The following is a 20,723-nucleotide window of genomic DNA, read 5'->3' as shown; positions in this document are numbered from 1 at the left end:
AGAGAATAGCGGTAATGTTAAAAACCACTTTACTGTTTTTTGCCACGGCATTGGCCGAAATCATTGGCTGTTTCTTGCCGTATCTGTGGCTAAAGAAAAACGCCAGCGCCTGGTTGTTGCTGCCTGCGGCCCTCAGCCTGATGCTGTTTGTCTGGTTGTTGACGCTGCATCCGGCGGCCAGTGGGCGAGTCTATGCCGCCTATGGTGGCGTTTATGTGGCAACGGCGCTGCTTTGGCTACGGGTGGTTGATGGCGTGAAGCTGTCGACTATGGACTGGTTGGGGGCCGGGGTGGCTCTGTTGGGGATGCTGATTATCGTTGCTGGCTGGCGAACTGCGTGAGCCAAAATGGCAGGGCTGGCTGCCCTGCCACAGAGAAAAACCATTAACCGCGATGAATGCTCAGCCCGGCAAAGGACTGGCTGACCGGCATCATTTCCAAGGTATTGATATTGACGCGGGCAGGTAGCGTAGCCACCCAGAATACCGCTTCGGCAACATCATCCGGCGTCAGGGCATCTACCCCTTGATAGGTTTTATCTACCTTGCCGTCATCCCCTTTGAAACGCACGTTGGAGAACTCGGTGCCGCCAACCATACCTGGCTCAATATCGGTAACGCGGATATGGGTGCCGTGCAGATCGGCGCGCAGACCCAGGCTGAACTGTTTAACGAAGGCCTTGGTAGCGCCGTAAACGTTACCACCGGCATAAGGCCAGTTGGCGGCGGTGGAGCCGATGTTGATCACGTGGCCAACGTTGCGTTCCACCATGGCTGGCAGCAGCGCGCGGGTCATGTTGACCAACCCTTTGGTGTTGGTATCGATCATGGTTTCCCAATCGTCCGCATTGGCTTTGTGTGCAGGCTCCAGGCCTAACGCCAGACCGGCGTTATTCACCAGCACGTCGACGTTGCGCAGCGCTGCGGGTAACTCTTCGATGGCTTGCTGGATCGCCGCACGGTTGCGGACATCCAAACGCACGATATGCAGTGCCTCACCTAATTCTGCCTGCAGCGCCTCGAGGCGCTCCACACGACGGCCAGTGGCAATCACCTGATGGCCTTCACCGATAAACTTGCGGGCAATAGCTTCACCAAAACCGGAGGTAGCGCCCGTGACAAAAATAATCATGCTGCTGTTCCTTAACTGTTTTTAGCCTGCATCCACTCTAACGCGGTTGCGTTAACCCTGCAATTTTAACCGGTAATGGCCGGCACGTGGTAAACCACACAGTCGTATTTGATATTTTCGCGGCGGCCTTGCACGGTGCCACCCAGCGATTCGGCAATGCGGCGGCTTGGCGTGTTCTGCTCGGCAACCGGGTAGATGAAGTACGGTGGGTGGTAGCGTTCGCTGGCCCAGGTAGCCATGGCGTGCACGATTTCGCGCCCATAACCCAGGCCATGCAGACTTTCTTTCACCCAGATGCCCAGTTCAGGTGTCTGGTTGTGCAGATTATGCACGCCGCCCAAGCCAACGAATTGCTTGCTGTCACGCAGCCGTGCCACAAAGATGACTTCTTCACCTTCGCGGATCAACGGCAGCCAGCCTTCCCAGACGTTGGCAAACGCCTCGGGAGACTCTTCTGGTTCAAAGGTTAAAAAACGCGTTAGCGTAGGGGTGATCGCCTGGTAAACATCGTCGGCGTCTGCTGCGGTAAAGGGGGCAATCAACAACCGATCGGTGTTCACACGGCACTGAGTAAGGTCACTGTGCATCATTATTATTACCTCGCTTTTCAGGCCTAAAACGGCAAAAATCCGCTCCCGTTAAAACGGGGCGGATCATCGATATTACGTTGATTAGCGGCAGATGCGACTTATTTTTTTACCAGGTGAGGGGCAAGGAGCAAAAGGTCGGCCGCAGAGAGACGATCCGGAGCGGTTGAAGCCTGGTGCCAGTACGGATAAATCAGCGGCGGACGGCTCACTTCTTCCAAGCGCTGCAGCTCTTCTTCGTTGAGGATCAGATTGGCGGCGTGCAGGTTATCTTTGAGCTGTTCCGCGTTACGGGCACCGATGACCACCGAGGTTATCGTTGGGCGTGCCAACAGCCAGGCCAGCGCGATTTGTGCCGCAGAGATACCACGTGAGTGGGCGATATCCACCAGCACCTCGACAATATCAAACAGCGCGTCTTGATCGCGCACCGGCGGCTCACCCCAGTTGGCCAGATGGCGCGTGCCTTCCGGTGTGGGTTGATTACGGCGGTATTTTCCCGAAAGCAGGCCACCGGCCAATGGGCTCCAGACCAACACCCCAAGCCCCTGATCCTGAGCAACAGGCAGCAGTTCATATTCCGCTTCGCGCGCCTGCAGGCTGTAATGGATCTGTTGGCTGACCGGGCGTACCAATCCCAACCGTTCGGCACTGCCCAGGTGTTTCATCAGGTGCCAGCCGGAGAAGTTGGACAAACCGGTGTAGCGCACCTTGCCGCTGCTCACCAGATCCTCCAGCGCCCGCAGCGTTTCCTCTACCGGGGTGATGCCGTCCCACTCGTGTAGCTGATAGAGATCGAGATAGTCGGTATTCAGGCGTTTCAGGCTGGCTTCACAGGCGCGGATCAGGTGGTGGCGTGACAGCCCGGCATCGTTCGGGCCGGTGCCCATGGGGAAACGGGCCTTGCTGGCGACCAGCACTTCGTGGCGTTTACTGCCCAATGCCTGGCCGAGGATCTCCTCCGATTGGCCTGCTGAATAGACGTCGGCGGTATCGAACAGGTTGATCCCGGCATCAATACACATGGCGATTTGATTGCGCGCCTCGTTAACGTCTGTCGCGCCGGTTTTGGCGAACTTGCCTTGTCCTCCAAAGGTCATGGTGCCTAAACTTAGAGCCGAAACTTTCAGGCCGGACCGGCCAAGTTGACGGTATTGCATCGTTTAACTCCTTACTTTGGTTGCCATAGATTTTTCAGACGTAGGGGCGCTTTTCCTCTGGCGGATTTCATTGCCCGCCTCTGCGCCCAGCGTAAAGCTATCTAGCACCGCCACCAGGGCGATCACGCCAATGACGATAAAGGCCAGTTGGAAGTCGGCCAGCAGCACTGCGCCCTGTTGCTGCGGCATCAGCATCTCCGCCAACCGCAGCGCCAACGCGCCGATGGCGATACCCAATCCGCTTCCCATCTGCTGGGCCATATTGAACAGCGTGTTGGCACCGCTCATGCGCGGTTGCGGCACTTCGGAAAACGCCAGCGTATTCAGCGCGGTGAACTGCATTGAACGCGTCAAGCCACTAACAAACAGCAGCGTCAGGATCAGCCAGGTGGGGGTCTGCGGGGTTAACAACGCGCAGGCAAAAATGGTGGCGGCATTGAGCAAGCCGTTGACTACCAGCGTGGTACGAAAGCGGAACCGGTAGAGGATGGGTGAGGTGAACGGTTTCATCAACAAGTTACCGGCAAACACCGCCAGTACCAGTAACCCCGCATCGAAGGCATTCAGCCCAAAGCCGATTTGGAACAGCAAGGGCAGCAGGAACGGCACGGCACCGATGGCGATGCGAAACAGTGTGCCGCCCTTAATGGTGACGGCGTAACTTTTTATCCGCATCGCCCAGAGATCCATTAATGGATAGGCGTGGCGTTTGGCGTGACGTATCGCCAGGCTTCCCAGCGCCAGGCTGGCAGCCAGACATAGCAGAGGTACCAGCCAGGAAAGTTGCGGACTGTTGATCAGATCCAACCCAAACATCAGCCCAAAGCAGGCGACTCCGGTGAGTGCAAAACCTAGCCCATCAAAGGGAATGCCTTTCTGCGCGGGTTCATGAGGGATCAAACGCCAGGCGAAAAACAGGGCCAACAGGCCAAGCGGCACGTTGAGGATAAAAATCCAGTGCCAGGAAGCGTAGGTGGTGATGAAGCCGCCAACCGGAGGCCCCAGCACCGGGGCGACTAACCCCGGCCAGGTGATAGTGGCAATGGCGTTGATCAGATCGGGTTTGGCGGTATTGCGCAGCACCACCAGGCGGCCAACCGGCACCATCAGCGCACCGCCAAAGCCTTGCAGGATACGGGCCGCGGTAAACTGCGGCAAGGTGGTACTGAGGGCGCATAGCACCGAGGCCAGGGTAAAAATAACGATGGCGGCGGTGAAAATATTGCGGGCACCAAAGCGGTTGGCGATCCAGCCGCTGGCGGGGATAAATACCGTCAGGGTGAGAATATAGGCCGAAACCCCGATGTTCATATCTACCGGCTGTACGCCAAAGGCCGCTGCCATTTGCGGCATCGCGGTAACGATCACCGTGCCATCCAGGTTCTCCATAAAGAATGTCCCGGCAACCAGCAGGGGGAGCGCGCTAGCGCGGGAGAACCAACTCATGGGCGACTCCGGCTGGAGCACGGTAAATACGCATGCATAACAGAAACCCCGTTTCAAAAATCGCTACGTCGGATTTTTGAGCATAACGCATCATAGGGAGGTTAAAAAGAAGTTAATGTAGTGATTATTAGCGGGCACAGCAAGTATGCCCATCTAGATGCATCGTGTATCCGCCAGCGTGCGGTCATTACCAGGATAAATGGATGATACCGTCGATAAACTCGGCTTTAAAACTACTCAGGTCGGCTACGGTGGCCTTGATTTGCGGGGAGGAAATCGGCACGCCGTTACCGATAACGATCACTTGCCCACCGGCGGCAATGGCGGAGTTCACGCCAGAAATCGTATCTTCAAAAATCACGCATTTCTGCACCGGCAGGCCAAATCCGGCTGCCGCCATCAGATAGGGTTCTGGATGGGGTTTGCCGTACACGATATCTTCCGAAGTGATCATCATGTGCGGGTGTGGGATGCCTGCGCTGATCATGCTTTGCATCGACACTTTCTTGGCGCCGGAGGTAACAATTGCCCAGCATTGCGGCGGCAACTGGCGCACCAGCTCAACGGCACCGGTAATGGCACCCACCTGGCTGAGAGCCTCAATGGCGAGCGTTTTGACTTCATCAACGCACTGTGGGTTGTCAAAGTAAGGGGAGACGAGCCGCAGCGTTTCCTCGATAGTGCGCCCGTGAATATTTGCCAGGACATAGTCCACATCCAGATGATGCCGGGTTGCCCATTCAGCCCACAATGTCTCAATACAGGCTCCTGAGTCCACCAGGGTGCCGTCCAGGTCAAACAGTACTGCCTTGCAAGCGATAGCGTTCATAAGTCCCTTGATTTAAAGCCTCGACTTCCCAATAACAACAGAGTGGCGGTAAGGCATTGTTGATGGAAATCAAGTGATGGCCTGAACCGCCGCATGAAAATGAAAAAATGCGGCCCTGGTGTGCCTTACCGAGTGAACCTCCTGCCTGCTCTGGGCGCCAACTTGCGTTGGCCATCTTGCCTGGCGGCTTTGTTACCGCCATAAGAAATCATTATTGGACGCATAATCGGTCGCTGGCTTTAATAGTGCAAGCATGGTTTTGTGAATTGCGAACCGTTGGCAGAGTATCAGCCTGATCCAAACAGCAGATTTATGACGCTTGTTTTGTCGTTGAAGCAGGGGCGGAATTCACGTATTAAATTTTATATCTTTATTAAAGAAATGATTGGCAATATTTTGAAATCGTTTTATTACATTCATGGAGTGAGTAGCATAAATTAATATAAAGTCAATGTTGGCTATTGGCTTTATTAATTGGTGTGTGGGTAATGAATTTTCAAAATTACAACCTGTTGCATCAATTATGTTTTTTATCCTGACATAACCCTCCTTTATCCATTGCGCCAGTTTACCCCGGTCTTAGACACTCATGCATAGTCAAAAAACAACCAGTCGACCTTGCATTCAAGGTATGGCGGTATAAATTAATATCATTACCGCCATCAAAACGGTAATAGACCCACGAGCTCATCATGCTCGTAACAGCAGTGGCTATAGCACGACATAATAATAGAGGATAATCACGATGAAACTTCGAGTACTCTCGCTGATGGTGCCTGCTTTGCTGATGGTTGGCAGCGCAGGCGCCGCTGAAATCTACAACAAAGACGGTAATAAACTGGATTTGTACGGTTTAGTCGATGGCCTGCACTATTTCTCTGATAACAATAGCGTTGATGGCGACCAGTCCTACATGCGTATGGGGCTGCGTGGTGAAACGCAGATTAACGATCAGCTCACCGGCTATGGCACGTGGGAATACCAGGTCAACGTCAATACCCCGGAAAGCGAAAACAATGCCTTCACCCGTTATGGTTTTGCAGGGCTGAAGGCCGTTGATTATGGCTCATTCGACTATGGCCGTAACAATGGTGTCTTGTATGACGTGGCGGCTTATACCGACATGCAGCCGGAATTTGACGGTTCCACCTATGGTGCCGACCAGTTCATGTTCCAACGCTCAAACGGTCTGGCAACCTATCGTAACAACGACTTCTTTGGCCTGGTTGATGGCCTGCATTTTGCTGTGCAATACCAGGGTAAAAACGGCAGCGCGGAAGAAACTAATAATGGTCGCGACGTTCTGGGTCAGAATGGTGATGGCTATGGTATGTCGGTGAATTATGATATTGGTTATGGCATTAGTGCCGCGGGTGCCTTCTTTAATTCCAAACGTACCAGCGAGCAAAATGGCGGTGGCGCATATAGCGGCATCATGGGGCGTGGTGACCATGCGGAAGGTTATTCAGGCGGCCTGAAATATGACGACAGCAATACCTATATAGCCGTCATGTTTACCCAGTCCTATAATGCAGCGCGCTTCGGTAGCTCAAACAGCGAGGCTTATGGCTACGCCAATAAAGCGCAAAGTTTTGAGGCTTATGCACACTATCTGTTTGATTTCGGCCTGCGTCCATTTGTGGGTTATAACCAAACCAACGGCAAGAACCTGGGGCAAGCGGCCAACGGCAATACCTACGGCAGTGAAAACCTGGTCAAGTTTGTTGACTTGGGTGCGACCTATTACCTCAACAAAAACATGTCCACCTATGTGGATTATAAAATCAACCTGTTGGATGAAAGCGACTTCACCAAATCGGCCGGTATTAATACCGACGACGTGGTTGCTGTCGGTCTGGTTTATCAGTTCTGATGACAGCGAAATAAGTCAGCTGACGATAACGCGGCCTTCTGGCCGCGTTTTTTCTTTATTCTTCCCCCGCTAGCCTGTTTAGCCATTTCCAGTTATTTTTGCTCAAATGGCCATCTGAGCCTAAGCTAGGCTATGTTGCTGAATTTGCAGCTTCTATCCAAGTGGACGCCGCGTCCCTAGATTAAGACATGGAGGAGTTTCAATTTGATGCGTTTATCAACCCTGGTACTGGCGATCGGCGTTGCGTTAAGCATGCCCGCGCTGGCAGAAACCCATACCCAGACAAAGGAGGCGAAAGTGGCCGGAGAAGTTAAACAGGATAAGCAGGGAGAAAACCCGTTCTTTGCCGCCAGTCAGTTGCCATTCCAAGCCCCTCGTTTTGATGTCATCAGCGAAAGTGATTATGCCCCGGCCATTACCGCCGGTATCCAGCAGAAACTGGCAGAAGTCGAAAAGATCGCCAATAACCCGGCTGAGCCTACGTTTGACAACACCTTTGTGGCGCTGGAAAAAAGTGGCGCACTGCTGACGCGCACCATGAACGTGTTCGGCGCGATGACCTCCGCCAACACCAGCGACGCATTGCAAAAGCTGGATGAAGAAACCTCACCGAAGCTGGCGGCGTTAGACGATGCCATCATGCTCAACAGCAAACTGTTTGCGCGCATCAAGGCGATTTACGATCGGCGTGATAGCCTCAACCTGGACCCCGAGTCCTTGCGGCTGGTAGAGGTTACCTACAAGAACTATGTGCTGGCCGGGGCCAATCTTTCTGACGCGGATAAAACCCAACTGAAAGCGTTGAACCAGGAAGCGGCGACGCTGAGTACGCAGTTCACCAATAAATTACTGGCTGCCAGCAAAAACGGCGCGTTGGCGATTGGTGATAAAAACCTGCTGGCCGGGCTTTCAGAGGGCGAGTTGGCAGCAGCCGCGCAGGCGGCCAGTGAACGCAAGCTGGATAAGCAATGGCTGTTGGTGTTGCAGAACACTACGCAACAGCCTGATTTGCAAAACCTGCAAGATCGCGATACTCGCCAAAAGTTGTTCGACGCTTCGATCAACCGCGCTGAAAAAAATGACGCCAACGATACTCGGCAAACTCTGGCAAGGTTAGCCAAAGTGCGTGCCGAGCAGGCCAAGTTGCTGGGCTTCCCGAACTATGCGGCCTGGAAGTTGCAAAATCAGATGGCGAAAACCCCGGATGCGGCGTTGGCGTTTATGCGTAATATCGTGCCTGCCGCCACGGCCCGGGCAGAGCGTGAGGCCAAAGACATTCAGGCAGTGATCGATCGGCAAAACGGCGGTTTTAAGCTGGCCACCTGGGATTGGCAGTTCTATGCCGAGCAGGTGCGTAAAGAGAAGTACGATCTGGATGAATCACAGATCAAGCCTTACTTTGAGATGAACAACGTGCTGCATAACGGCGTATTCTATGCCGCCAATTTGCTGTATGGCATCAGCTTTAAAGAACGGAAAGATATCCCGGTTTATCATCCTGACGTGCGGGTATACGAGGTATTTGATAAAGACGGCCAGTCTCTGGCGCTGTTCTACACCGATTTCTTTAAGCGTGACAACAAGGGCGGCGGCGCCTGGATGAGCAACTTCGTTGAGCAGTCCAAACTCAACGGTACCAAGCCGGTGATTTACAACGTCTCCAACTTCACCAAACCCGCAGCGGGCCAACCGGCGTTGCTGTCCTATGACGACGTGATCACCATGTTCCACGAGTTTGGCCATGCGCTGCACGGCATGTTTGCCGATCAGCAATATCCAAGCCTGTCCGGCACCAACACTGCCCGCGATTTTGTCGAGTTCCCGTCGCAGTTTAACGAGCACTGGGCCAGCGATCCGCAGGTATTTGCCCACTTTGCCAAGCACTACCAAACGGGTGAAGCGATGCCGCAGGCGTTGGTGGATAAAATCAACAAGGCCGACAAGTTCAACAAGGGCTACGCCATGACCGAACTGTTGGCCGCCGCGCTGCTGGATATGCATTGGCACATGCTGGGTGCCGACCAACCGCAGCAGGACGTGGACAAGTTCGAGGCCGCATCGCTGCGCCAGGACAAGATCAATCTCAGCTATGTGCCACCACGCTATCGCTCCAGCTATTTCCAGCATATCTGGGGCAACGGCTATGCCGCCGGTTATTACGCCTATCTGTGGACGGAGATGTTGGCAGATGACGCCTTCCAATGGTTCAGCGATAACGGCGGATTAACGCCAGAGAATGGCCAGCGTTTCCGCGAGCAGGTGTTGTCACAGGGCAACAGTCAGGATCTGGAAAAGCTGTACGTTAAATGGCGTGGGCAGGAGCCGAGTATTGAACCGATGCTGATCAACCGCGGGCTGAAGGATAAGTAACTACGTTTAACGCTCTCCGAGGGCAGGTGACTGCTCTCGGAGGGTTATAATCGATGCCATGAAAGAGAATTGTGTGAGGCCGATCGTTTTTCTATGTAATCGAAATCAACCGTGGTGAGATTAATCCTTGTAATTAACAGGGTTACCAACACGTGTTGGTTTAAATAACCGAAAAATCCATCCTGTTGTTTTAATGAGTTTATCTTCAGCACAAAATTTTTCCCTGGTATAAAAACCATAAGGAAAGGTGTTTAAAGCCTGGATTAATATGATTAACGTCACAGATTAACCGCTGAAAACGGTGTGGCGACAAGTTACGATCATAATCTCAACTCCGATAGTTGCCGCTTTACTGTTGTCGGCTTCCGATTTAAAACAAACACCTGTTCAAAAACAAACAAGTGTTAATCATGACCAACCGGGAAAAACAGATACTGCAACTCCTTCGGCGGGACCCGTTGATTCAACAACACGAAATCGCCGATATTCTAGGTATTAGCCGTTCTGGTGTGGCTGGCCACATCATGAATTTGATGAATAAAGGTTATATTAAGGGTAAAGGCTATATTCTTTCCGAACACCGCTATGTGGTCACCGTTGGCTCGGTAAATATGGACGTTTGCGGTTATGCCAATACGCAGTTGGTTTATGAAGACTCCAATCCAGGGAAAATAAAATGCACCCCAGGCGGGGTTGGGCGAAATATATCACAGAACATTGCGTTATTAGGGGCCGAATGCCACCTGATTTCCGTGGTCGGCGACGACTTCTACGGCACGACGCTACTGGAACAGGCAAAACTGGCGGGTGTCAACGTGGATAATTGCCACCGGTTGCATGGTGAAAATACCTCGACCTACGTTTCGTTGTTGGATGGCAGTGGTGAAATGCTGGTCGCTATCAACGATATGCGCATCCTGGAAAAATTGACCCCGGCGCTGTTATCCCATTCCAAGGATTTAATTCAGCACTGTGGCGTATTGGTGCTGGACTGCAACCTGACCGAAGACGCGCTGGCCTGGCTATTTACCAATGCCGGTAATGTGCCGGTATTTGTCGATACGGTTTCCGCTTTTAAAGCGCCTAAAATCAAAAACTGGCTATCGCATATCCATACGTTGAAGCCTAATCGGATTGAGGCGGAAATCCTCAGCGGGATGAAAATATCCCAGGCTAGCGATGCACCGGCGGTGGCCCAATGGTTCCACCAGCAAGGAGTACAGCGTTTGGCGCTGAGTATGGGTAGCCACGGCGTGTATTTCAGCGAGGTGGACGGCCAGCACGGTTGGTCGGCACCGCTGCCGACTCAGGTAGTCAACGTCACCGGAGCCGGGGATGCCATGATGGCGGGGCTGGTGAGCTGCTGGCTGGAGGATTTCCCACTCGATCACAGTATCCGTTTTGCCCAGGGCTGTTCGGCGATGACCCTGGCCTCTGAGTTCACCAATAACCCGAACCTGTCGCAAGGCAGCGTTCAAAAACTTTTGGAATTACAATCATGCAAAATAGCCTAATCACCCATCAATATCTGGATATCGCTCCTGAAGTGGCGCTTGCTCTGGCCGAAAATCGGCCGGTGGTGGCGTTGGAATCGACGATTATTTCCCACGGCATGCCTTACCCGCAAAACGTTGAAACTGCCTTGCAGGTAGAGGAAAAAATCCGTGCCAACGGGGCGGTGCCAGCGACCATTGCGGTGATCAATGGGCGCATGAAGGCGGGGCTATCCCATGATGAGATCGAAACGCTGGGCCGCGAAGGGCACCGGGTCGCCAAAGTGAGCCGCCGTGACTTGCCGTTTGTGATTGCCAGCGGCAAAAACGGCGCAACCACCGTGGCTTCTACCATGATCATTGCCGAACTGGCCGGGATCAGCGTATTCGCCACCGGCGGGATTGGCGGCGTGCACCGTGGCGCGCAGCAGACGTTTGATATTTCAGCCGATTTACAGGAGTTGGCACAAACCAACGTGGCGGTGATTTGCGCCGGTGCCAAATCGATTCTGGATCTTGGTTTGACCACCGAATACCTGGAAACCCACGGCGTGCCTTTGGTGGGATACGGCACCGATAGCCTGCCCGCATTTTTCAGCCGTACCAGCCCTTACTCCGTTAGCGTACGCCTGGATACGCCGCAGGAAATCGCCCGGGCAATGGCCGCCAAGTGGGCTGCTGGTTTGCAGGGCGGGATGGTGATTGCCAACCCAATCCCAGAGCAGTACGCCATGCCTGAAGAAAAGATCAACCAGGCCATTGAGCAGGCGGTTCAGGAGTCGGTGGAACAGGGGGTGTCCGGCAAGGAGAGTACGCCATTCCTGCTGGCCAGAGTCGCTGAATTGACCGGCGGCGACAGCCTGCAGGCCAATATTCAACTGGTGTTTAATAATGCCGAGCTGGCCGCCAAGATCGCGAGTCATTATCAGCTAAATTGCGCTTAACGCTTAAATTAGCACTCTACGTTTGTCCTTGATAAATCACTTCTGCCTCGGCAGGCGGCAGGCTATTGCCGTTTGCCGAGTAAAGAAGGAAGTAAACAAAATAGAAGGGGGCCTTATGGAGTTGTTGCGCAGTCTGGCAGGTATGTCGATCCTGTTATTCATCGGCTTTGTGTTTTCAGTCAATAAAAGAAAAATAAGCTTGCGCACGGTCGGTGCGGCATTGTTACTTCAGGTATTGCTTGGCGCTATTATGTTGTATGTCCCTGCAGGTAAATGGTTAATTAACGCCATTGCCAGCGGCGTCAATCGCGTGATTTCGTACAGCGATGCGGGGAGCGCATTTATTTTTGGCGGCCTGGTAGGGCCGAAAATGAATGAGCTTTTCGATGGGGCAGGTTTTGTGTTCGCTTTTCACGTACTACCCGCCATCATCTTTATCACCTCATTGATTTCTATTTTATATTACCTTGGAGTAATGAGATGGGTGATAAATATTCTTGGCTATGTCTTTCAGCGGCTTATGAATATCAGCAAGGTGGAGTCCTTTGCCGCCGTTACCACCATTTTTCTGGGGCAAAATGAGCTGCCTGCGGTATTGAAGCCGTTTGTTAAAAACATGAACCGCAATGAACTGTTCACGGTGATCTGTAGCGGTATGGCCTCGATTGCCGGTTCGATGCTGGTCGGTTATGCCGGTTTGGGCGTTCCCATCGAGTATCTGTTGGCGGCTTCCCTGATGGCTATCCCAGGGGGGATCCTGTTTGCCCGTTTGCTCAGCCCGGCGACGGAGCCTTCCCGTGTTGAGTTCAGCGAAATGTCATTCAGTGATAAACGGCCCGCCAGCATTATCGAAGCGGCAGCCAACGGCGCGATGTTGGGGCTGAAAATCGCGGTGGGTGTTGCCACGGTAGTGATGGCCTTCGTTGCGCTGATCGCGTTGATCAACGGCATCATCGGCGGCGTGGGCGGCCTGTTTGGCGTTGAAAGCGTCAGCCTGCAAAGTCTGCTGGGCTATCTGTTTGCTCCGTTAGCCTACATCATGGGCGTGAGCTGGGAACATGCCGATCTGGCTGGGGGGCTGATTGGCCAGAAGCTGGCGATTAACGAGTTTGTCGCCTATCTCAGCTTCTCTCCTTACCTGAAAGAAAGCGCGATGCTACTCGATCCGAAAACCATCGCGGTGATTTCGTTCGCACTGTGCGGTTTTGCCAATTTTGGTTCGATTGCCGTGGTAGTGGGGGCATTCAGTGCAGTGGTGCCGGAAAGGGCCTCGGAAATTGCCCAGTTAGGGTTCCGGGCCCTGTTGGCGGCGACGCTGTCCAACCTGATGAGTGCCACCATTGCCGGGTTGTTTATCGGGTTAGGGGGGATTTGAAGAACCGGGGCAATTGCAGGCTAATCCGTCCTCAATTGCCCCTCACCCCAACCCTCTCCCGTAGGGCGAGGGAGCTGCCCGGCTTTTTTGATGAGGTTGTGCTGCTTCGGAAAGTAGGGAATAAAAACAAGAAAGTAAGGCTTTACGCAAGACAATCAACGAACTCGATCGGTTCTCTCTCCCTTTAGGTATTACGCAAGACAATCAACGCACTCGATCGGTTCTCTCTCCCTTTAGGTATTACTCAAGACAATCAACGCACTCGATCGGTTCCCTCTCCCTTTGGGAGAGGGTTAGGGTGAGGGGCATCACTACTCCAGCAGCCCACGCTGGCGCAGCGTGAATAGGGTCGCTTCGTTCAGATCGTAGCTGGCCAGTTCTTCCTTCCGCACCCAGGCATACTCTTCAAACTCATCGTTAAGCGTGATGGTGCGGTTGGCCGCGTGGCAGTCAAAAATCAGGTAAATCATATAGATTTGCTCTTTGCTGCCGTCTTCATAGGTTTTCACCCGCATGTCGTCGCGGAACGTCCAGGGTTGAATGCGGTCCAGCACCAGATCGCTACCCAATTCTTCACTTACTTCACGACGCAACGCCTCCTCGATGGTTTCTCCTGGCTCGGTACCGCCGCCGGAGAGCGCCCACTGGCCAGGGAACACCCCTTTATGGGCCGCCATTTTGCATAGCAGATAGGCGTTATCGTTTTCAATTAACGGGCAAACAATAATACGTTGACGCATCGTAACTCCATGTTTCAAGGGCATCATATTGGTGCAACGCATTATACGCCAGTCAGCAGGTGGCAGTTGTTAATTTTCATGAGTGGGAACGGGGGATGAGAACCGCGACCCTCATCCCGCTGGCTTACAGTTTGGCCCGGTACTCGTCTTCCAACCGGCTCATTGAGGCCCAGAACGGGCTTGGTGTCCGCTCCAGCAGGCGATCGGCCAGCAGATCCAGATGGGTATGCCAGCCGCTGGCGACGCTGAGCAGGGTCTCGCGGTTGGCCAGGCGGCGATGGGTAAGGGTCAACAGCACCTTATCCTCTTGCTCGGTCAGTTCTATAGTGACTTCAGAAGGGCGGGCTTCCCCTGTTTCTGCCCAGGTAAAGCTCACCAGGCGCGGTGGCAGAATGCAGGTGATATGACCCATCTGGGCGATTTTACCGGCACAGGACTTGTATTTTGCCGGCGGTTTTTCATCCTCACCGGCCAAATCGGCATTGCAGAACAGTAGTTCGATCTTGGCCCCGACCTGCATGGGCATCTCACCGGCGGCCAGCCAGCTGGCACGTTTATCCGATTCGATCAGGTAGGCCCAGACGCGTTTGAGCGGGCCGGGCAGCAGCCGCTGGATCCGCAGCGTACCGGTTTCAATAATCATACCGTAGTCGTTCATGGGTTCACTCCGTCGGAGGATGCGAGTCGGCCTGCAGCAGCGCTTGTTCTAGCGCGTCCAGCCGCTCATTCCAGAAATGTTCGTAGGTTTGCAGCCACTGCATGGCCTGCACCATTGGCTCGGGAGCGAGCCGGCAGATATGGTTTCTTCCCTGCACGGTGCGTTGCACCAGCCCGGCAAGCTCCAGCGCTTTGATATGCTTGGAAGCTCCGGCAAACGACATCTCGAACGGCGCCGCCAGTTCACCGATGCTGTGTTCGCCTTCGGCCAATGTGCGCAAGATGGCGCGCCTTGTCGGGTCGGCCAGTGCGTGGAAAATGGCGTCCAGCGGTGAGGAAGATAATTTAACCATATGGTTAAATATAGAACGTCAGCGTCAATACTCAACCGGGTCGTTGAATATTTTTTAACCTTGTCACATTAAAAGTGTGGGTAAGGCTTTACGCCGGAGAACGATCGAGCATTGTAAGGGCGACATTTACCGCTTTTTCCAGCCGGGCACGGCTCACGCCATCCCGAGCCTGAACGGACAAGCCATGCAGGAATGCCGCAAAATAATCGCCAAGGCTCTCTGCATCGGTGTTGGCGGAGAGTTCACCAGCCTGAATCGCAGCCTGTAATCTGTCGATAATGCCTTGGGTGCGCTGTTGGCGGTGTTCCATCAACCAGCACCTGACGCCCTGATTTTCTTCACTGACGCTGGCCGCAGATGAAACCACCATGCATCCTTGGGGAAGTTCACCATGGCTGTAAAGGGCAACGGCGTCGTTCAGCATCTGTTTGATGGCTTCACGCACGCTGGCCTTTTCTTCGAAAGCGCGCTCGGCAAAGCCGCCTTCGTGGGCTTCGTAGTGTGCTATCGCTTCACGAAACAGTAGCTCTTTCGAACCAAAGGCCTTGTAGATCCGCGCCGAAGCAATGCCCAGTTCGGCCACCAGGTCGGACATCGAGGTGCCTTCAAATCCCTGCCGCCAAAACAGGTTCCGCGCTTGCAATAGGGCCTGTTCACGATCGAACTCTCTGGGTCTGCCTGCCATCGTCATCTTCTCCGGTGATTTTTCTACGGGCTACAGGATCGCTTAAATGGCGGATAACGCCAACGAATTTCAAAATCCTCTTGCCGATGATTCGATTTAAGCCTATTGTTTGTCAATCGACAAACAATAGGAAAGACGATGAAAACGATAAAAGGCCCCAGCCTGCACCTTGCTCAATTTAGTGATGCAGTTCCTCCGTTCAACAGCCTGCCAGCGATTGCCGACTGGGCAAAAGAGACCGGCTTTAAAGCTTTGCAGATCCCCGCGTGGGATAGCCGTTTGTTTGATGTGAAAACGGCGGCGGAAAGTCAAAGCTATTGCGATGACATCACTGGCATGCTGGCGCAGCACGGCCTGGTGATCAGCGAATTGACCACGCATATTTTCGGGCAACTGATGGCGGTACATCCTGCCTATGATGCGCTATGCGATAGCTTTGTACCGGAGGGGCTGCGTGGCGATCCGCAAGGGCGAACGCTTTGGGCCAAAGAAAACCTGCTGTTGGCGGCAAAAGCATCGGCCCGCTTAGGCCTGACTGAAATGGGCACCTTCTCCGGTTCGTTGGCTTGGCCCTACCTGTTTCCATTTCCGCAACGGCCAGCAGGGCTGATTGAAACGGCCTTCGATGAGTTGGCCAAGCGTTGGTTACCGGTGCTCGACGCCTGCGATGAGCAGGGCATCAACCTGTGTTATGAGATCCACCCCAGTGAAGATCTGCATGATGGCATTACCTTTGAAATGTTCCATCAGCGCGTTGCGGCTCATCCACGCTGCCAAATGCTGTTCGATCCCAGCCATTTCGTGCTGCAACAGCTCAACTATCTGGAATTTATTGATATCTATAAAGATCATATCCGTATGTTTCACGTCAAGGACGCAGAGTTCAATCCAAGTGGTCGGCAGGGGATTTACGGCGGCTATCAGTCTTGGGCGGATCGTGCAGGGCGGTTCCGTTCATTAGGGGATGGGCAAGTGGACTTTAAAGGCATCTTCTCCAAACTGACGCAGTACGATTATGCCGGTTGGGCCACGCTCGAATGGGAATGCTGCCTGAAGCATCCACAAACCGGGGCCGAAGAAGGCGCCGCGTTTATCCGCAATCATATTATTCCGGTCACGGATAAAGTGTTCGATGACTTTGCCGGTGCGCCGGTCAACCAACAACAAATCAACGCCTTGCTGGGCATTCGCTAACCTCTGGAGCACCTTATGACTATGCTGACTCACGGGCCATTATCCAATGGGCTCGAGGCCGAACACGTCTATATTAAAATCAACGGCCACCGTATTCACTGCGCCATCGCCGGTAGCGGGCAACCGGTGCTGCTGATCCCTGGCTGGCCACAAACCTGGTACACCTGGCGTTACGTCATGCAGGCGCTCGCCAATGCGGGCTTTCAGGTTATTGCTGTAGATCCTCCTGGTATAGGAGACTCGGACAAACCCCTCGGTGGTTATGACACCGGCAGCGTTGCCGAAAAACTCCATCAGGTCATGGCGCAACTGGGGCATCAGCGCTATGCGGTGATCGGCCATGATATTGGCATGTGGTTGGGCTATGCGTTGGCCAGCGATTACCCTCAGGCGGTTAGCAGGCTGGTGCTGACCGAAGCGGTGATCCCAGGTTTGGCAGAAGCCCCGCCGATCTTTGTTCCTGCCGAGGACAACATCTTCCTGTGGCATTTTATGTTTAACCAGCTAACCGACCTGCCCGAAGCCCTGACCACCGGCCGAGAGGCTGAGTATCTGGGGTACATTTTCAACCGCTGGTCTTACCGACGCGATCGAGTCGCCGCAGAAACCTACATCGCGGCTTACTCGGTGCCTGGTAGCTTGCGGGCCGGTTTTGATTATTATCGGGCTATTCCTGAGACCATTCGACAAAACCAACAACGGGCTAAAACGCCCCTAACGATGCCGGTGATGACGATTGGCGCAGAACATGCGACCCGCGATGCGCCATTCCTTACCTTGAAGGGCAAGGCTCATCAACTCCAAGGGGAAGTGGTGCCTGGCTGCGGGCATTTCATTACCGAGGAGTGCCACGAGGCCTTTATCGCCCTGATCCTGCCTTTTTTACAGGAGGCTAAAGCCCATGCCGCTGGATAAGCAGATCGCGCTATTTTTGCAGCAACAGGCCGATGCGCCCGTACCATCCTCACTGGAGGAGTTACGTGCGCAGACGGCAGTTGGGTTACAGCGCTTGCAAGGTGCACCCCAGCCCGTCCAGAAAATAATAGCGTTCCACATCCCGGTTGGCGGCGGGCATACTATTACCGTGCGCGCTTATACTCCTCTAAATGCACTGGAGGATATGCCGCTTCCGGCGATGGTGTTCGCTCACGGCGGCGGATGGTGTCTGGGCTCGCTTGATGTTTACGATGGGCCTTGCCGCGCGTTGGCCAATGCCACTGGGCGAGTGATCCTGTCTGTCGACTATCGCCTGGCACCGGAATATCCTTTCCCGACGCCGTTGCATGACGTTTACCAGGCGCTATGTTGGGCCTCGGAACAAGCCGCGCAAATCGGCATTGATCCACAGCGGATTGCGCTTGGCGGGGATAGTGCGGGGGGGAACCTGGCGGCTGCGGCAGCTTTGATGGCCAGAGATCGGTCAGGGCCAGCCATAGAACACCAATATCTGCTTTATCCTGCATTGGATAGCGAGATGGCGATGCCCAGCTTTGCAGCATATGGTGAAGGTTACTACCTGACACAGGAGATCATGGGTTGGTGCTGGGCCAATTACCTAGGGCAGGATACTGACCCTCGCGAGCCTTACGCTTCCCCAAGGTATGCGTCAACGCTGGCAGGCTTACCACCAGCGACGATCCTGGTATGCGAATACGATCCGCTGCGGGATGAAGGTGAACGCTATGCGCAGCGTTTGCAAGAAGCTGGCGTTAACGTGAATTGCCAGCGTTTACCCGGGATGGTGCATGCTTGCATGCATATGACGGGTTTGACCCCGGCTGCCCAGGTTTTATTTACTGTGCTGGAGAAATTGCCTTAGTTCTTGCTGACTGCCAGGGAAGGCGGGACAACGTGGTATTAAAATGATAAACCTAGTGTTGCCGAGTCATTATCAGCCCGGCGTATGCCAACCCTAAAACGTAACAGGAGCCAGGGAAGTGCAAGGTGTGCCAGAACAGTTTCCTTTTGAGAAAGATCGCGCCCAGTTTCGGCATTTGCCGCAGTTGCCAGGCGTGGAGCTTTATCAGGCCCATATCGATCGCTATGCGTTTGAGCCACACGCCCATGATGCGTTTGGCATCGGCACGGTGGAAACCGGGGCGGAGCGCTTTCGCTACCGTGGGGCACAACATTTAGCCGCTCCGGGTGCCTTGGTGCTGATGAATCCGGACGAGCTGCATACCGGTGAAGCGGAAACGGCAGGCGGTTGGAACTATCGGATGATCTATCTGGAGCCTGCGGCGCTGGAGCGGATTTCCGGTGAGAAGGGCTGTTGGTTCAACGACGTGATCCACCATGATGCGGCGGCGGCCAAGCGGCTTTCGCAAACGCTGGCGGCGTTATGGCAAACCCGGGACACGCTGGCGCTTGATAGCTTGCTGCTGTCCGTCGTTGATATTTTGCGCCCCCACGTGCGTATTGCTCAGCCGCAGCAGAATGAAGCCGCTCACCGTATGGTGATAGTTAAGGAGTATCTGCGGGATAACTTTGCTTTACCTATTACGTTGAGCGATCTGGCGGCGCTGGTCTCGCTCAGCCCGTATCATTTCCAGCGTAAATTCAAAGCGCAATTCCATGTCACCCCACATCAGATGCTGATGGCGACCCGGCTCGAAAAGGCCAAGCAGATGCTCGGGCGGGGAATACCTGCGGCCCAGGTGGCCGTCGCTGTGGGGTTAACCGATCAGGCACATCTTACCAAGGCGCTGGTTAATCGTTACGGTGTCACGCCTGCGCGCTACCAAAAGCAGGTGATGCGTTAACTTCCGCCGCGAAGGCGGGCGTAAAACAGCAACCTGGTACAATATTCTGCTCCCACCTCCCTCTATCCTGACGCCACTTGAGAACTGCTATTGATGATGGAGTCACTATGTTTGTCGGTGTGATGTTTGCCCTGATTGCCGGGTTGATGTGGGGTCTGATATTTATTGGCCCGGTATTGGTGCCAGACTATCCAGCCGCGTTGCAGTCCACCGGGCGCTATCTGGCTTTTGGGCTTGTCGTGCTGCCGTTGGCCTGGCTGGATCGCCGCCGCCTGCGTCAGTTGCTGGCTAAAGATTGGCTAGAGGCGTTAAAACTGACTGCGATCGGCAATCTACTGTATTACCTGTGCCTGGCCAGCGCGATCCAACGTACCGGAGCGCCGGTATCAACCATGATTATCGGCACGTTACCGGTGGTGATATCGGTCGCGGCCAATCTGTTTTATGGCCATCACGACGGCCGTCTCTCCTGGCGAAAATTGACTCCGGCCTTGCTGGTGATTGCCCTCGGGCTGGTGCTGGTCAACGTTGCGGAACTGCAGGGCAATAGCGAGCCTATTGATGTCTGGCGTTATACCAGCGGCTTGGGATTGGCACTGTTAGCGGTGGCGTGTTGGACCTGGTTCCCTCTGCGTAACGCGCGTTGGTTACGCGATAACCCGGATAAACGGCCCACGACCTGGGCCACTGCGCAGGGGATTGTGACCTTACCTTTGGCGTTGGTGGGCTATTTGCTGGTTTGCGGACAATTGGCGCTGACACAGCCGCAGTTCGCGCTGCCGTTCGGCCCGCGGCCGCAGGTGTTTATCCCGTTGATGATCGCTATTGGCGTATTGTGTTCCTGGCTAGGTACGTTGTGTTGGAACGAGGCGAGCCAGCGTTTACCGACGGTGCTGCTTGGGCCGCTGATCGTGTTCGAGATCCTGACAGGATTGGCCTATACCTTTATGCTGCGCCATAGCTGGCCACCACTGCTGACGCTATGCGGTATTGCCTGCCTGACGATTGGGGTGATTTACGCCATGCGCATCAAGCTGGAACCGATGGTGGTTGCGTTAGAGGAGACACGTTAAAGGCTTAGGGGCACAGTATGAGGCTACGGGTTTCCCCGTAGCCGATATCAA

At 54.2% G+C, this 20,723-nt stretch carries 20 protein-coding genes; 11 read left to right on the top strand and 9 right to left on the bottom strand.

What is annotated here, in order from left to right; all coding sequences use genetic code 11:
* The first annotated feature begins 14 nt into the window (after positions 1-14).
* Positions 15-341, top strand: coding sequence for a YnfA family protein (locus ACX9GU_RS14540; protein WP_021804473.1), 327 nt, complete (start codon positions 15-17; stop codon positions 339-341).
* A 43-nt stretch (positions 342-384) separates the two neighbouring features.
* Here the strand turns inward: ACX9GU_RS14540 and ydfG are convergent, their stop codons facing one another.
* The 5 genes from ydfG to ACX9GU_RS14515 all read right to left on the bottom strand — a co-directional run bounded on the left by ydfG (position 385) and on the right by ACX9GU_RS14515 (position 5,153).
* Positions 385-1,131 (bottom strand): bifunctional NADP-dependent 3-hydroxy acid dehydrogenase/3-hydroxypropionate dehydrogenase YdfG, encoded by a 747-nt coding sequence (gene ydfG / locus ACX9GU_RS14535; protein WP_021178016.1) that lies wholly within the window; start codon positions 1,129-1,131, stop codon positions 385-387.
* Between the two features lie 65 nt (positions 1,132-1,196).
* Positions 1,197-1,721, bottom strand: coding sequence for a GNAT family N-acetyltransferase (locus ACX9GU_RS14530; RefSeq protein ID WP_473192020.1), 525 nt, complete (start codon positions 1,719-1,721; stop codon positions 1,197-1,199).
* 98 nt (positions 1,722-1,819) lie between these two features.
* Entirely contained in the window at positions 1,820-2,878 is a 1,059-nt protein-coding gene (locus tag ACX9GU_RS14525; RefSeq protein WP_473192019.1) for an aldo/keto reductase, read from the bottom strand.
* Between the two features lie 3 nt (positions 2,879-2,881).
* Complete coding sequence (locus ACX9GU_RS14520) at positions 2,882-4,324, bottom strand: MFS transporter (RefSeq protein WP_473192018.1); 1,443 nt, start codon at positions 4,322-4,324, stop codon at positions 2,882-2,884.
* Positions 4,325-4,511: 187 nt separating this feature from the next.
* The gene (locus ACX9GU_RS14515; RefSeq protein ID WP_473192017.1) at positions 4,512-5,153 is read right to left on the bottom strand and encodes an HAD-IA family hydrolase; all 642 of its coding nucleotides are present in this window, start codon (positions 5,151-5,153) and stop codon (positions 4,512-4,514) included.
* Positions 5,154-5,898: 745 nt separating this feature from the next.
* On the opposite strand from ACX9GU_RS14515, the gene ompC reads away from it, so the two are divergent.
* The 5 genes from ompC to ACX9GU_RS14490 all read left to right on the top strand — a co-directional run bounded on the left by ompC (position 5,899) and on the right by ACX9GU_RS14490 (position 13,208).
* Positions 5,899-7,026: a porin OmpC gene (gene ompC / locus ACX9GU_RS14510; RefSeq protein WP_473192016.1), complete on the top strand. Its 1,128-nt coding sequence runs from the start codon at positions 5,899-5,901 to the stop codon at positions 7,024-7,026.
* A 207-nt stretch (positions 7,027-7,233) separates the two neighbouring features.
* The gene (gene dcp, locus ACX9GU_RS14505) at positions 7,234-9,396 is read left to right on the top strand and encodes a peptidyl-dipeptidase Dcp (protein ID WP_473192015.1); all 2,163 of its coding nucleotides are present in this window, start codon (positions 7,234-7,236) and stop codon (positions 9,394-9,396) included.
* Positions 9,397-9,806: 410 nt separating this feature from the next.
* Positions 9,807-10,910: a PfkB family carbohydrate kinase gene (locus ACX9GU_RS14500; protein WP_473192014.1), complete on the top strand. Its 1,104-nt coding sequence runs from the start codon at positions 9,807-9,809 to the stop codon at positions 10,908-10,910.
* Positions 10,895-11,833, top strand: coding sequence for a pseudouridine-5'-phosphate glycosidase (locus ACX9GU_RS14495; protein WP_473192013.1), 939 nt, complete (start codon positions 10,895-10,897; stop codon positions 11,831-11,833). The genes ACX9GU_RS14500 and ACX9GU_RS14495 overlap by 16 nt, the downstream gene beginning before the upstream one ends.
* Before the next feature lie 115 nt (positions 11,834-11,948).
* On the top strand, positions 11,949-13,208 hold the full coding sequence (locus tag ACX9GU_RS14490) for a NupC/NupG family nucleoside CNT transporter (RefSeq protein WP_218519384.1): 1,260 nt from the start codon (positions 11,949-11,951) through the stop codon (positions 13,206-13,208).
* Between the two features lie 311 nt (positions 13,209-13,519).
* Here the strand turns inward: ACX9GU_RS14490 and nudI are convergent, their stop codons facing one another.
* The 4 genes from nudI to ACX9GU_RS14470 form a co-directional block, all read right to left on the bottom strand.
* On the bottom strand, positions 13,520-13,948 hold the full coding sequence (gene nudI / locus ACX9GU_RS14485) for a nucleoside triphosphatase NudI (RefSeq protein ID WP_473192012.1): 429 nt from the start codon (positions 13,946-13,948) through the stop codon (positions 13,520-13,522).
* A gap of 124 nt (positions 13,949-14,072) precedes the next feature.
* Positions 14,073-14,606 (bottom strand): SRPBCC family protein, encoded by a 534-nt coding sequence (locus ACX9GU_RS14480; RefSeq protein ID WP_166734900.1) that lies wholly within the window; start codon positions 14,604-14,606, stop codon positions 14,073-14,075.
* A gap of 4 nt (positions 14,607-14,610) precedes the next feature.
* Complete coding sequence (locus ACX9GU_RS14475) at positions 14,611-14,958, bottom strand: ArsR/SmtB family transcription factor (protein ID WP_021178010.1); 348 nt, start codon at positions 14,956-14,958, stop codon at positions 14,611-14,613.
* Positions 14,959-15,046: 88 nt separating this feature from the next.
* Complete coding sequence (locus tag ACX9GU_RS14470) at positions 15,047-15,643, bottom strand: TetR/AcrR family transcriptional regulator (RefSeq protein WP_473192011.1); 597 nt, start codon at positions 15,641-15,643, stop codon at positions 15,047-15,049.
* Between the two features lie 138 nt (positions 15,644-15,781).
* On the opposite strand from ACX9GU_RS14470, the gene ACX9GU_RS14465 reads away from it, so the two are divergent.
* The 5 genes from ACX9GU_RS14465 (at position 15,782) to ACX9GU_RS14445 (ending at position 20,672) form a co-directional block, all read left to right on the top strand.
* Positions 15,782-16,837 (top strand): sugar phosphate isomerase/epimerase family protein, encoded by a 1,056-nt coding sequence (locus tag ACX9GU_RS14465; RefSeq protein ID WP_473192010.1) that lies wholly within the window; start codon positions 15,782-15,784, stop codon positions 16,835-16,837.
* Positions 16,838-16,852: 15 nt separating this feature from the next.
* A complete protein-coding gene (locus ACX9GU_RS14460; RefSeq protein WP_473192009.1) occupies positions 16,853-17,752 on the top strand; it encodes an alpha/beta fold hydrolase in 900 nt (299 codons plus the stop codon).
* Positions 17,739-18,656 carry an alpha/beta hydrolase gene (locus tag ACX9GU_RS14455; protein ID WP_473192008.1) on the top strand — a complete coding sequence of 306 codons (918 nt, stop codon included), beginning with the start codon at positions 17,739-17,741 and terminating at the stop codon, positions 18,654-18,656. Before ACX9GU_RS14460 ends, ACX9GU_RS14455 begins: the two co-directional genes overlap by 14 nt.
* A gap of 118 nt (positions 18,657-18,774) precedes the next feature.
* Complete coding sequence (locus ACX9GU_RS14450; RefSeq protein ID WP_473192007.1) at positions 18,775-19,599, top strand: AraC family transcriptional regulator; 825 nt, start codon at positions 18,775-18,777, stop codon at positions 19,597-19,599.
* A gap of 107 nt (positions 19,600-19,706) precedes the next feature.
* Positions 19,707-20,672: a DMT family transporter gene (locus ACX9GU_RS14445; RefSeq protein ID WP_473192006.1), complete on the top strand. Its 966-nt coding sequence runs from the start codon at positions 19,707-19,709 to the stop codon at positions 20,670-20,672.
* The last annotated feature ends 51 nt before the right edge of the window (positions 20,673-20,723 follow it).

The organism is Serratia sp. K1WW1 (assembly GCF_055790865.1).
Note: the sequence above shows the minus strand (reverse complement) of the source record. Positions and strands in the feature narration are given on the sequence as shown.